Annotated in this window: 10 protein-coding genes; all 10 read right to left on the bottom strand. The window is 31.8% G+C overall.

All coding sequences use genetic code 11. From position 1 onward, the window contains the following. Positions 1-138: 138 nt before the first annotated feature. Complete coding sequence (locus HJ01_RS07265) at positions 139-846, bottom strand: hypothetical protein (RefSeq protein WP_007137701.1); 708 nt, start codon at positions 844-846, stop codon at positions 139-141. Positions 847-890: 44 nt separating this feature from the next. After that, the gene (locus HJ01_RS07270; RefSeq protein ID WP_040473766.1) at positions 891-1,826 is read right to left on the bottom strand and encodes a class I SAM-dependent methyltransferase; all 936 of its coding nucleotides are present in this window, start codon (positions 1,824-1,826) and stop codon (positions 891-893) included. A 109-nt stretch (positions 1,827-1,935) separates the two neighbouring features. Then, a complete protein-coding gene (locus tag HJ01_RS07275) occupies positions 1,936-2,415 on the bottom strand; it encodes a sterol desaturase family protein (protein ID WP_050855217.1) in 480 nt (159 codons plus the stop codon). Between the two features lies 1 nt (position 2,416). Further along, the gene (locus tag HJ01_RS07280; protein ID WP_007137704.1) at positions 2,417-3,043 is read right to left on the bottom strand and encodes a carotenoid biosynthesis protein; all 627 of its coding nucleotides are present in this window, start codon (positions 3,041-3,043) and stop codon (positions 2,417-2,419) included. Beyond that, positions 3,040-4,512, bottom strand: a complete 1,473-nt coding sequence (crtD, locus tag HJ01_RS07285; RefSeq protein WP_007137705.1) for a 1-hydroxycarotenoid 3,4-desaturase CrtD — start codon at positions 4,510-4,512, stop codon at positions 3,040-3,042. The genes HJ01_RS07280 and crtD overlap by 4 nt, the downstream gene beginning before the upstream one ends. Positions 4,513-4,949: 437 nt before the next feature. After that, complete coding sequence (locus HJ01_RS07290; protein WP_007137706.1) at positions 4,950-6,680, bottom strand: hypothetical protein; 1,731 nt, start codon at positions 6,678-6,680, stop codon at positions 4,950-4,952. Further along, the gene (locus tag HJ01_RS07295; protein ID WP_007137707.1) at positions 6,668-7,846 is read right to left on the bottom strand and encodes a DUF4249 domain-containing protein; all 1,179 of its coding nucleotides are present in this window, start codon (positions 7,844-7,846) and stop codon (positions 6,668-6,670) included. The genes HJ01_RS07290 and HJ01_RS07295 overlap by 13 nt, the downstream gene beginning before the upstream one ends. A gap of 22 nt (positions 7,847-7,868) precedes the next feature. Beyond that, positions 7,869-10,655, bottom strand: a complete 2,787-nt coding sequence (locus HJ01_RS07300; protein ID WP_007137708.1) for a TonB-dependent receptor — start codon at positions 10,653-10,655, stop codon at positions 7,869-7,871. Between the two features lie 4 nt (positions 10,656-10,659). Then, on the bottom strand, positions 10,660-11,412 hold the full coding sequence (locus HJ01_RS07305) for a hypothetical protein (RefSeq protein ID WP_007137709.1): 753 nt from the start codon (positions 11,410-11,412) through the stop codon (positions 10,660-10,662). A 161-nt stretch (positions 11,413-11,573) separates the two neighbouring features. After that, a complete protein-coding gene (locus tag HJ01_RS07310; protein WP_007137710.1) occupies positions 11,574-13,715 on the bottom strand; it encodes a polyribonucleotide nucleotidyltransferase in 2,142 nt (713 codons plus the stop codon). Between the last annotated feature and the right edge of the window lie 137 nt (positions 13,716-13,852).

A 13,852-nucleotide genomic window follows, 5' to 3' on the forward strand; every position in this document is an offset into this window, starting at 1 on the left:
CAAAAAAGTTACAAAAAATAGAAAATAGTTAAAATTCCTGCTCTAGAAACTGTATTTAGACCATAAAAAGAGTTTGCGAAAATAGCGATTGCTTAAAAACCATTGATTATCATAATAACAATATTGAAAAAAACAAGATTAGAATTCTAAAAAGTTTTCAACGTTTTTACCATTCCACTGGCCTAAAAATTTATAGGGAATAAATCTTGCAAAGAGCTCTTCTTTATACCATTTGAGTTTTCTGGTAAGACGAACGACCTCTTTATGTTTTTCATTTTTATAGGCATAATCAATCATTTCGGATTGAGTTTTCCATATGCTTAATGTAGCTTGCTGTATTAAAGGCCATTCGCCAACACCTATCGATAACGCTAATCCATCATAACTATCTAAACTTTTGCTCACATCACCAACTTTTCTCCAAAAAGAAATTAATTTTGAAAGCCGAATACTGGCTCGTGTTAAAACCATAACTGGCTTATCTAGAGCCAAAGAGGCATGAGAAATAAAAGGTTGCTTTCCGTCCCATTTTCCGTGGGCTTCTGCTGCATGTGCAAAAACGGTGAATGATTCAGAGCTTCTAGATTTATAGTTGTTAAAAAAGGAGTTTTTTTCAAAAAAATTATTTGCATCTTTTTCGGATACCCAAATACATAATAATGCATAAGTACCAAAGTTTGGTTTTGAACTAAAACCATTTTCAGCACCTGAACCCAATAATTTGTAGAATACTAATCCTTCAATCTTTTTGAAATGAGCATGTCCTAATTGCATTTGCGAAAATGCCCAAAGTTTGTTGGAAAAACTTTCCAATTTAAAAAAAGTACAAGTTGTTATTTGGCTCATGAGTTTGTGTTATGTTTTGAATGGGTTTGTGATTGTAAATTAGATTATTTTTTTTCAACCACTAAAATTTGTACGCCCAAAGGGAATAGTTTTTCAAATACAAAAATAGGGGATGTAACCACTTTTAAAAGAACAAGCATCCAAAAATGATTAGACATATTCCCCGACCAGTCTATCCCTTTTTTTTCCATTCTGCCAAGCCACCACAGGGTAAACGCATCAAGGGTTCCGTATCGCAAATGTTTTTTAATTTCCCATTTATCGTTAGGAAACAAAAGCGAAAAACCTTTATTTGTTAATAATGACAGGTGTCTTGGACTATGCCATCCTTGCCAATATGATTTTTGAATTTTTGCACTTATGCTTTTATAATCAGGTATTTCGATAATTATTTTTCCGCCTTTTTTTAAGCAATTATAGAGTGTTTCAATGGTTTGATGTGGGTTGTAATCGTGCTCTAAATAATGCCATAACGTGATTGCATCAAATTCGGTCTTAGTATTATAATCTTCAATAGAAACTTTTTTAAGTTCTAAGTTAGGATAATTTTTACCCTTCCAACCCGAATCTGAAAAATCAATTCCAGTGCAATTTACTTTTGATTTTTGTTGCAAAGATTCTAAAAAACTCGGATTACCACATCCTACATCTAAAACGCTACGAGTAGACTCGTTTTTTTTAAGATATTTTTTTACAAAATTAACGCGCTTTAAATCTAACTTTTTTTGACTGTTATCTACAAAGGAAAAATACTTTCCCCAAGCTAAAGAGCCTCTGTAGGGCAAATAGTTTTCGGTGTAGTACTCCTCTAATCTTTCAGGCACTACCGGATTTGTTAGAAACACTGTTTCACAATTATTACAAACATCAAAAACATAAAGCTCATTATTTGGCTCATGCATTAATGCATTTGTTGACATGTAATAAGAAGTTTCGGTTTTTTTACAAATCGGGCAATTGGCAGCATTTGTATGTTCCATCTGATAGTTTGATTTTATATAAAGTCAATGAATAATATATATGATAAACAAAAGCTAAAGCGCAAACTTTAAACTAAAGAGTAAGATATTTATCCATACGCACAGTGTGTTATGTGTAAAGAGTTTTAGACTGTTTTGAGGCAGCTTGAATGTATTTTTTCTTAATAATTAACATTCCAAAACTTTCGCCACCTTCTTTCCCAGTATTTTTGTGATGCATTTTGTGCGCGCGACGCAACGCTAAAATAAATACATTTTTTGTTTTAGTAAATACTTTGAAGCGTTGGTGAATTATGAGGTCATGTACAAAAAAATAAGCTGCACCATAGAGTAATATGCCAAAACCAACCCATGTGTACCAGGCATACTGGTTCATCATTCCAAACATTATTAGTAACCAACTTGGCACGGCATAGATGATAAAAAACAAGTCATTTCGTTCAAACCAGCTTTTATGGTCTTTTTTGTGATGATCAGCATGAAAATACCACATAAAACCATGCATTACGTATTTGTGATTTGCCCATGCAGAAAATTCTGTTAGTATAAAAGTGACTACAACTATGCTAGAATTAATTATTATTTCCATATTAAATAAATATAAATAAAAAGGTGAAGAATATAATTTGTAAAATCAATATTATTAAAGAGACGGTACGATTGCCCTTTATGATTGTAGGGTAAAAAAAGTAAGATGTAAAAAAAGCAACGCCAATCCAACTTAGATAATTCTGTAAATCAGGTAACCCACCTTCAAATTGCCAAAAATTAAGTTTCGGTGCCACTTGCTCAATAAGTAAATCAATAAGTGTTACGAGTAAAGCAGCCACAATCAAAACAGTTATTTTGTTTGTAAAGATACGACTTACCACTTTGATTCCAGCACAAATAAGCATTGCCCAATTGATCGAAATGACCAGAGGAACATTAAGAAATTTATAGCCTAATCCGTCACCGTATGAATATTTCCCAAAAATTAATCCAGTTTTTACACCAACTACTTCAATAATAAAACCCAAAGATGCAATAGAAAAAAACGCAATTATAAATTTTTTGTCTTCTAAGGGACTATGAATTAAAAAAACGAAACAAGTAAGTAATAATGTATAAGGTGTAAAAGGACTAAAAAAAGAAGGATTGACGACAAACCCAATCGAGCCAGAAATATAGACCAGAATTAAGAAATATAAAAAATATGATTTGTATGTTTTTTTCATTTCATTTCTTGTTCTACTATAAGTTGACTGGCTATTTTTGCACTAAAAAGACATAGTGGAATACCTCCTCCTGGATGTACACTTCCTCCCACAAGAAACAAATTTTTAATACTTGACGAAAAATTAGCATGCCGTAAAAATGCTGCAAATTTATTGTTGCTAGAGTTACCATACAGTGATCCGCCTAGAGAAGATGTTTGATTTTCTATATCAATTGGATTTAAAGTACTTTCGCTAATAATATATTTTTCGATATCTGTTTTCAGCATCATATTAATTTTGTCAACTACATTCTTTCTAATTGCTTCGGCATAATATATACTCTCGCTTTTATTGTGCGGTACATTTACCATTACAAACCAGTTTTCGCAACCCTCTGGCGCATCATCTTTGCAATATTTTGAAGTAATATTTATATAAATTGTAGGGTCTTCTGTTGGATATTGTTTCGAAAACAAATAATCAAATTCCTTCTTATAATCATCACTGAACAGAATATTATGCAATCCTAATGCTGGAAATTCTTTGTTTATTCCCCAATAAAAAACATAGGCACTACTAGATTTTTCTTGTTTAATTAGCTTTTTAGGAGTAAAAGAATTTGGCAATAAATATTTGTAGAGTGCATGAATATCTATATCGCTTGCCACAATATCAAAGGGATAGCTAATCCCATTACTCTTAATGGAGGCAATCCTATTATTAGATTCAATATGTAAGGTTTCAACAGTTGCATTATATTTAATTTCCACATTAGCTTCTTCTGCTAGTTTGACCAAATGTGTTGTAATTTGATGCATACCTTTTTTAGGTAAGTAAGCACCAAGATTAAATTCTAAATGCGAAATCATATTCATTAAAGCAGGTGCTTTATAAGGATTAGAACCATTATAGGTTGCAAATCGATTGAACAACTGTACCGTTTTTGGATTCGAAAAAGTTTTTTCATTTTTTTTATGCATAGTACTCATTAAACCCAAGAACGGGGCCGATAATATACCTTTTACTGTTTTAAGATTAATGAAATTTTTCAGCTGATGTAGCGATTGTTTCAAAAATAGATCTTCGGTAGTTTTAAAATAAAAAGCGTTGCGCTTGATATGTTTTAAAACAGTTTCTTTATTTTCATTTAATTTTAAATGTACTTCCGCTGCAAATTCTTCTACATTAGCAGATGCTTTTAGTTGCGTTCCATCCGAATAAAAATAGTTAGTTATGACTTTTAATTTGTGGTATTCAAATTTATGCGAGCTTCCTTGCAAATTAGTCAATTCATCTATTAGCTCGGGCATTGTAAATAACGATGGGCCTTTATCAAATCGAAATCCATTCATATTAAATTCACTCAATTTGCCTCCTGGGTAACTATTTTTTTCAAAAATGGTTACTTTAAACCCTTGATTTGCTAGTCGAATTGATAATGCAAGACCTCCTATCCCAGCTCCAATCACACCAACGGTTTTAGTCATTTTTATTTATTAAATTAAAAGTGTAAATCTAGTTTTTTTTCAGAGGAAGATTGTAGAACAATAGTTAAAAAAATCTGGTAAACAGTAAACTAGCAATCAAAAATAATTAAAACCAAAAGTTTATACAATTATAAAAATAAACAATCTCAATTTCAAAAAATGGGGGTCAAATAAACAACATAAAGTGATTTTTTTTCGTTAATTTTTTCTATTTCTGATTGATCATCGCTTTTGTCTTTTGGACTAGTTCTGCTTTTTCATCAATAGTAATAACACATACTTTTCCAATGTCCAGTAAATACTTCTCTAACGATGCCGTTTTTCGATTGGTTACTTATTTGGTATTTTTAATTTGTAGCATGGCCGTGTTTCTTCAAGTTTTAAGTGTACAAGCAGCCGCACGTATGGAGTTGCATTAAAGTTACAAAAGAGTGACATTATTTTACATTGAATGTTTCTTTTAGTGAAATTGCCTTTCCAGTTTCTGTAAAACCTTCAATGGTAACTTCAAATGTGCCTTTAACATCTGATGTGTAGAATGAAATCTCTTTGTTAAGATCAGCTGCAGGTATCCACGAAAGCTGATTTCTGTAATCTGGGATTCTTTCATTTATTTTGATATCTGAATAATCAATTTTATTATACTGTTTTTTAATTGACGGCCTTTGGATTAATGGGTTCAAAATATAGTTTTCTTTTATATCAGTTGTAAATTGATTTTTGGTCGTGGTAAAACTTATTAATCCATTAAAAAAACGAGGGCCTATATAATATGTTCCAGCAATAACACTTATCTTATAAATATTTTTCATGTTGTAATTAAAGAGTTCGTTTACATTTTGTAAAAGCAAACCATCAATTAATACTAATGCTGGCTCAGGTAATTGCGGATATATAGAATAATCATTTACATGTAAAGAGTAATTGTTGTTCTTATTTTTGTAATATAGTTCTTTAGTAATCTCTGTGATGTTTTCTTTTAATGTTGGAAATCGGGTGAAATCATCAAGGATATACTCTTTTGCAAGTGGGAAGTAAAATACATTTGATTCATTTAGTGTACTGATACTATCTTTGCTTCTTTGATAGTATGCGTTTTCAATTTGGTTTGTTATAGATCGGTCTAATAGTGTTTGCTTCAAGCTAGCTGATAAATTAAAATCAGGCTGAATGTTTAATTTAGAGTAGTCAGGGGTATTAGGTTTGTCGAGCTCAATGGTATAGTTATCTGAATGTTCATTTATTACTTGTATAACTATATTAGGAGTATAGTAGGCTTTGTTTAGGTTAAAAATAAAATGCCCCATTTCATCTGTTTCTACAATTTTAAAAGCAGGCGATTTTCCAGGTAGAGACAATGCAATAGTTATATTTTGAAGATTATCTGATTCTTTTGCTGATACTATTCTTCCAGAAATCATTTCTCCGCGAAGTTCAGGTAGTATTATTTTTTTTCGAACATCTAGCTTATCTGGGTTTGTGGTAGTGGAAATTTTAGCAAATTCATTTGCAGTAGTCTGATTTATGGTAGGTAATTCATCTGTTTTTCTAACAGAAAGTGAATAGCTTCCACTTCCGTTTGTGGTAACCGAAGGATCTATTTTTACTGTAACTTTTTCTCGATTAGCAAAAGTTTTTTTATTCAGTGCTATTCCGCTTTTTTGATTTGCTGATGATTCTTGATAAGTTGTGTTTTTTGCAATTGTTACGCTATCTGTATTTTTTAGATTTAGCTTATTTGTTGAAAAGCCAGTTTCATTTGTTTGATATGGATTTATAATTTTGATGTCTATTTGGAACATCTTTGAAGTGGATAAATTTAGCATCCAACTTGTATAAGCAATTAGTTTGTAATTCCCAGTTTGAAGAGTTGTAGGTATAAAATAATCTCCTTCGCCCGTTGCATTTTCAAGGAATATTTTGTCTTTAAATACAGAGTTGTTATTGTTGTCTATAAGTTCAATATAGGCTAATTTGCTAACTAGGCTAGGCGTTTTATCTGTATTTTTTATACAATAGAGCTTATAAAATAGGGTTTCACCAGAAACGAGTGTAGTTGTATTTATGTGTATAAATACTGTCTCATCTAGGGTGATTACTTGTTGTGCTATAGTTAATTGTGTATTAATTAATACAAACAATAGGATTAGGTGCTTTAATTTGTCCAAAATGATGGTATTTTATTAGATGAAAATGATGTGCAATCTCCGCATTCTACAGGGGTTAAAATATAATTCGAGCTATTATTAGAAATATAACTCATCAAGTTATTTTCGACGTTATAGATCAAACTAGGTCCTGAACAGTCATCTCCTCTAAAGCAGAAGGAAAATGGTATGTCATCACATTCAACGATGTAAGGAGGTTTTGGAGTGTTAGGGAATACGTCGTTATAATTGAAAAAAATTCTTTGAGAAGAAATAGATGCAACATCAAAATAGCCAATAACTTTTGTGTTAGAATCGCTAATGCATCTTATATTACCGGTTATTATACCTGGTTGTTTTGGAGATAAAACGCTTGAAGAACTTGAGATGTCTCTCATTACTTTATGGAAATTATATGCTTCTAAATTTTCTACATATTGCTTTACTAATACGCTGTATCTTTCTCCTATGATATAATTATTTTTGTTTATAAATCTAATTGGGAGGTTTACTCTGTCTTCTGTTTGGTCATTTGTATTAAATAATATAATATCCGTTGAGTTTTTAGTCAAATAACAAACCCTTGTATTTATTGAATTGGGGATCAGCTGTATAGATTCGGTTCCGGTTACTGTTAGTTTCAAGGAGGACCATCTTGGCGCTACAATTTTATATGTTTCTTCATATTCATAGCGGTAATATTTTGAAGTGTTTGTAGGGTCGTAACTGTTGATATTAATTTGGACACCAATTTCATTGTCTTTATTTGTAGTAATGGTTGGGATTATGCTTTCTATTGGAGTGACCGTTGTTAGAGTTTCTGGAGTCGATTTATATACTTTACCGTCAGTAGTTTTAATTTCTAAGGTATATTCTCTATTGGGCAAAATTTGAAAAATAGATTGGGATATGTACATTCCAGATTTTTCATTAAATTTATATTCGTTATTGAGATTGTCTTTGAGGATGACTATGGCATCTTTTTCGGTCTCCACTCCATCATCTTCAAATCGAGCAGTTTTAGAAATTTTTATTTCTTGATTCTTAAGTTCATTTGTTAAAGTAGCCTCGACGACAATTGCTTCTTCGTATGTATTAGTTAGCAATGGATATGTTTCAGTACAGCTACTAAAAATGGTTACTAATAAAAGTAATAATAATATATGTTTAAGGTTGTCTATTTTCATTTCTTTAAAATCGTTTTGATAATTAAAATTTAAAATTATAGGTAATACTAGGTACAGGTATTGAAAAAATAGATGTTTTATATCCTTTTATCTCTCCGTTTTTGTCAGTATTAAAATAAATTGAATACGGATTACTTCTTCCTAAAACATTATAGACGGATATATTCCAAAAACTATGCGCTAGCTTTTTTATTTTATGATTTCCTTCGATATTTATACCTATATCTAGACGGATGTAATCAGGGATTCGGTATTGATTTCTGTCACTGTATAAAGTGTAATCTGAGTTGCCGTAATGGAAGGTTCCTATGGGATAGGTTATTGGTCTTCCAGTTTGGTACAAAAAGTTAGTCGATAAGCTATAACGTTTTGTGAATTTATAATTTAAAACGGCACTTAAATCATGAGGCTTGTCAAAATTTGCAGAAAAATAGTTGCCATTGTTTACTGTTTCTGAGTTAAACTCGCTATCAAGTTGGATAAAAGTTCGAGAGTAGGTATATCCAACCCATCCGTTTAAACGGCCTAATTGTTTTTTTAATAAAAACTCAACTCCATAGGCTCTTCCTTTACCCTGCAACAATTCTGTTTCAACATTTTCGTTTAATAATAATTGAGCACCCACTTTATAATCAAGAATATTTTCGGATGTTTTATAATAGCCTTCTAAACTAAGTTCAATATCGGCAGTATTTATGTTTTTATAAAGTCCTAGCGAAAATTGGTTTGCGCTTTGTGGTTTGACATTGGTATCAGATAATTTCCAGGTATCCGTTGGCGATTGAGTAGTATTGCTTGATAGAAGATGGATGTATTGCCTGGTCATGTCAAAACCTGCTTTTATCGAAAAGTCATCAGTGATAAAGTAGCGTGCTGCTAAACGGGGCTCTATTCCGCCATAGGTTTTTATAAACTCATTATTATTGTAATGTTTAGTTCCAATTACTGTCTCATCGCTTAAAGGCAGGCCTTGCTGATAGAGGTTTACATCTGCTTCTCCCATGGAGGCATAAAAAGAATATCGTAAGCCTAAATCGATTAGTAATTTTTTACTTATTTTATAACTGTCAGATAAATAAATGGCAGATTCTAATGCCTTTTCTTTTGCAATGTCTGTCGAAATCAAAGTCGCATCTGGATTTGTGGGATGTTGATAACCTGGAGAGATATTATATAATTTACTTGATATTCCGTAAGAAATCGCGTGTTGTTTGTTAAGGGAATATTTTAGTTTTAACATCAATTGTGATTCATTTACTTTGTATCCAAAATCAAAATCGTTGATGTTGTTTGAATTGTAGTCAATATTAAACTTGTATTCACTATTTGTAAAAATTAATGCAGCTTTGTTTCTCTTGTTAAAATCGTGGTCCCATTTTACAGATGCAAGTCGATTACTGTATTTATAAACAGAATCAGAACTAATGCTAAAACGGTCATGACTATAGTAAAGAGTTGTCTCAATGGAATTGTTTTCATTGAGAGTATTGTTGTACTTAAGAATTCCGTCATAAAAACCAGCTTGACTGTTTTTTAAATCTTCATCGTCTAAAGATTTTAATATCCAATCAGAGTAGGTGGCCCTTGCTCCAAGAAGAATACTAGACTTCCCTTTTGTTATAGGAGTACCAATAGTTAGATTTGATGTTATAGGACCTATGGCTCCTTCACCAGAGAATTTATCTGGATCACCATTTTTTGTTGTAATATCGAATACTGAAGATAATCTACCTCCAAACTCTGCTGGAATACTTCCTTTATAGATTTCAGCTTTTCGAGCTGTATAGGGATTTATAGCAGAGAAAAATCCTAAAAAATGTTGCGGATTATACATTACTGCATCATCTAAAAGAATTAAGTTTTGGTCTTCTTTTCCTCCTCGGACATTAAATCCAGCAGAACCTTCTCCAGTAGTTTTTATGCCAGGGAAAGTAGTTGCTATTTTTAAAATATCTCGTTCTCCCAGTATTAGTGGGACATTTTTCATAGCTACTAAATCGATGGAAACTAGTCCTGAAACAACAGTTTCTGTAGTTTTTGCCCTTCCGTTTTTCACTATTACTTCATCTAATAAGTTGGTGTCTTCTTGAACTTCTATATCAAGTAATCCATCGTTATAAACCATTACTGTTTGTGTAATTTTTTTGAAGTTTATTGATTTTATTTCTATAATATTAATTCCTATCGGGACTTGTAATGTATAATATCCTTGAGTGTCACTTGTACCACTTATATTTTTTCCTTTTATGTTTATGTAAACATTTGGCTCAGGTTTATTAGTAGCTCCATTTTTTATATATCCAGATAAAGTGCAATTTACCTTGTTTGTTATGTCAGATTCTTTACCGATAAATTTAATAGATGCGTTTCTTTTTGAACCAAAATTCTTAATTGAATCATATTGTTTATAAAATATTGGGTTTTGTAACGCTTTATCGCTCACTTTGTCTGAACTATTTGAATTTGAATTAGCGAAATAATTTGACGCTAGACTGTCGTGAATTCTGTTATTATTTGTTAATATTATTTTCTTGTTAAGAATTAGGAAATTAATATTTGTATTGCTGAAAATTTTATCTAGTAATTCTTCGATCGAAATGTTAGTATAGCTAGCAGTTACTAATTCCTTATTTGTTTGGATCCATTCTGGCTTAAAGTAAAATTTGTAAGAGGACGAATTTTCAATAGTTTGAATTATGGTTGTCAAATCAGAATTTTTAAAATCAAATGAAAATTTATCTTTTGTTTCCTGGGCAAGGGCTATTTGATTGGAAATCAGAATTAATATAATTAAAAGAAACTTTCTCATGGGTTTATTTGGTTATTTTTGTTTGAGAAATATTAATATATTTCATTAGATTTAACATAAATTGACCGTAGTCAGATGTTTTTAAATTTCTGTGCGTAGAGTAAAAATCATTAATTCCTTTTTTTTGGCGAGGAAAGATTTTTATGATATCATTTTTGCTATCTGTGCTATAAAAAACATTGTCAAAGGAGATGAAAAATTGATTGTCTTCGGGGAAATTATAATACACTCCATCATCATTTATTCTTTTAGCAAGTTTTTTTTGATGTTTTATATAAAAGTTGAAATTGTCGTTAAGTCTTTCTAATTCATAATAGCCGCTCGTTAATTGAGCTAAGGAAGATTCATTTTGGTTGATTTTAACGAAGTTTTTATCATTTATATAAAAGGAGTTTACTTTGTCTTGTATGAGAATTATACCAATGTGTTCAGACTCTCCGTAGGGATTTAATATTAGTTCATCTTTGTAAATATTGTATTTAATGTTTACGTTATAGTAATTTTGTCCCTCATAATTGATGTTACCTCTAGTATATTTATTAGTAATAAGGTACATGTTATTTGTTCCAATTGTTTTATAGGTATCGGTATAGAATGGACCATTATTTATATCTAAATTTTCTCGGCCTACTATGTTATCAAACCAATTGTGTAGCGATTCTTCTTGTTGTGTCTGACTATTGACAGTAAAAGTATTACAAATTAGAGATAGTAAGAAAACAGAACGTAATCGATTTAGGAATTTTAAAATTGCCATACACTTTTTTAATTTGTTAAAAAGAAAGGTTTTTAACAAATATATGGGAATTTTCTGAATTTTATGATATTTTTTTATTTCTTTTTTAAAGACAAAAACCCCAATTCAAATGAATGAATTGGGGTTTTTTATAAATAAACCTTTAGTAAACTAAGATCTGATTACTCTTTTCTTTCCTCACGTGGAGGTCTTGGCATAAGTGCTTTTCTTGACACTTTTTCTTTTCTAGTTTTTGGATCCATACCTAAGTATTTCACTTCAAAAACATCACCCATGTTAACTACATCAGAAACATTTTCTGTGCGTTCCCAAGCTAATTCAGATACGTGTAATAAAACTTCGTTTCCTGGAGCTGCTGTATATTCTACAACTGCACCAAAATCTAGCATTTTGATTACTTTTACTTCATAAGACTCATTCATTTGAGGCTTGAAAGTGATTGATTTAATTTTAGCCAATACTGCTTCAATTCCTGCAGGATCTGTTCCTAAGATTTCAATAACTCCTTCTTCAGTAGCTGGATCTTCATTAATAACAATTGTTGTTCCAGTTGTTTTTTGTAATTCTTGAATCACTTTTCCACCAGGTCCAATTAATGCTCCAATAAAAGCATTAGGAATTCTTCTAGTAATAATTTTTGGAGCGTAAGCTTTAACATCTTCTTTTGGAGCTGCTAAAGTTTCGATTAATTTACCAAGGATATGTAAACGACCTTCACGAGCTTGTGCTAGTGCAGCTTCCATAATTTCGTATTTCAATCCATCAATCTTGATGTCCATTTGACAAGCAGTAATTCCTTCAGAAGTTCCTGTTACCTTGAAGTCCATATCTCCTAAGTGATCTTCATCACCAAGAATGTCAGACAATACAGCATAACGATCTCCATCAGTAATTAATCCCATTGCAATTCCTGAAACGGGACGAATCATTTGGATACCTGCATCCATTAGGGATAATGTTCCAGCACAAACTGTAGCCATAGAAGATGAACCGTTAGATTCTAATACTTCAGATACTACACGAATTGTGTAAGGACAATCAGCAGGAATCATGTTTTTCAAAGCTCTTTGCGCTAAGTTTCCGTGACCTACTTCTCTTCTTGAAGTTCCTCTTAAAGGACGAGCTTCACCAGTAGAGAAAGGAGGGAAGTTATAATGCAAGTAGAATTTTTCTTCTCCTTGTTGAGATGGTGAGTCAATTTGGTTTGCTTCTCTAGATGTTCCTAAAGTTGCTGTAGCCAATGCTTGAGTTTCCCCACGTGTAAATAAGGCAGATCCGTGTACAGATGGTAAGTAATCTACTTCACACCAGATAGGTCTGATTTCTGTAGTTTTTCTTCCGTCTAAACGTGTTCCTAAATCTAGAGTTACGTTACGAACTGCTTCTTTATTGGTTTTTTTGAAATATTTAGAAACTAAATCTCCGTCAGCTGCCAATTCTTCTTCAGTAAATAAAGCTTTAACTTCTTCTTTAACTTCGTCAAATGCAGCTGTACGTTCTTGTTTAGATGAACCTTGGCTAGCAATAGCGTAAATTTTATCGTAAGATGCTGCTTTTACTTTAGCGTAAATAGCCTCGTCTTCTCTTTCTCCTTCGTACGTTCTAGTCTCTTTTTTTCCAAAAGCGGCTTGTAAACGTAGTTGAGCAGAAATTTGATTTTTAATGTGTTCGTGTGCAAATTTAATCGCTTCAAGCATTTCTGCTTCTGAAATTTCTTTCATTTCACCTTCTACCATTGCGATAGAGTCCATTGAAGCTCCAATCATCATATCAATATCTGATAAGTCTAATTGTGCACGGCTTGGGTTGATTATGAATTTTCCGTCAACACGACCAACTCTAGCTTCAGAGATTAATGTTTCGAAAGGAATGTCAGACAAAGCTAAAGCTGCTGATGCTGCTAAGCCTGCTAATGCATCTGGCATTACATCCTCGTCAAAAGACATTAATTGAATCATTACTTGAACTTCGGCATGATAGTCGTCTGGGAAAAGTGGACGTAAAACACGGTCTACTAAACGCATTGTTAACACTTCGCTATCGCTTGGTCTTGCTTCTCTTTTGAAAAAACCACCTGGAAAACGTCCTGCTGCAGCAAATTTTTCGCGATAATCTACTGTTAAAGGTAAAAAGTCGATACCTGGACTTGCTTTTCTTGAAGATACTACTGTTCCTAAAATAACAGTTTTTCCTATTCTTACTACTACAGATCCATCAGCTTGTTTGGCTAAACGACCTGTCTCGATTGTGATGTTTCTTCCATCACCTAAATCGATACTTTCTACAAATAATTGTGGAATCATAAATTTAATTTATTAGTTAAACATGGGTTCTAGTTGTGTTGTAGTTGTTGTTTGCGTAGTTAATGCCTAAAACCCAATGAAAAACCAAACTTTTTTTATTATTATGTATAAAAACAAAAAGAGGCACTTGCGCGCCT

The sequence above is a fragment of the Flavobacterium frigoris PS1 genome, from assembly GCF_000252125.1.
GTDB lineage: Bacteria > Bacteroidota > Bacteroidia > Flavobacteriales > Flavobacteriaceae > Flavobacterium > Flavobacterium frigoris_A.

Bases quoted from the DNA above. Each gene is read 5' to 3' on its own strand.
- crtD (WP_007137705.1), bottom strand. From the start codon at position 4,512: ATGACTAAAACCGTTGGTGTGATTGGAGCTGGGATAGGAGGTCTTGCA.
- HJ01_RS07265 (WP_007137701.1), bottom strand. From the start codon at position 846: ATGAGCCAAATAACAACTTGTACTTTTTTTAAATTGGAAAGTTTTTCC.
- HJ01_RS07270 (WP_040473766.1), bottom strand. From the start codon at position 1,826: ATGGAACATACAAATGCTGCCAATTGCCCGATTTGTAAAAAAACCGAA.
- HJ01_RS07300 (WP_007137708.1), bottom strand. From the start codon at position 10,655: ATGAGAAAGTTTCTTTTAATTATATTAATTCTGATTTCCAATCAAATA.
- HJ01_RS07310 (WP_007137710.1), bottom strand. From the start codon at position 13,715: ATGATTCCACAATTATTTGTAGAAAGTATCGATTTAGGTGATGGAAGA.
- HJ01_RS07275 (WP_050855217.1), bottom strand. From the start codon at position 2,415: ATGGAAATAATAATTAATTCTAGCATAGTTGTAGTCACTTTTATACTA.
- HJ01_RS07280 (WP_007137704.1), bottom strand. From the start codon at position 3,043: ATGAAAAAAACATACAAATCATATTTTTTATATTTCTTAATTCTGGTC.
- HJ01_RS07295 (WP_007137707.1), bottom strand. From the start codon at position 7,846: ATGAAAATAGACAACCTTAAACATATATTATTATTACTTTTATTAGTA.
- HJ01_RS07305 (WP_007137709.1), bottom strand. From the start codon at position 11,412: ATGGCAATTTTAAAATTCCTAAATCGATTACGTTCTGTTTTCTTACTA.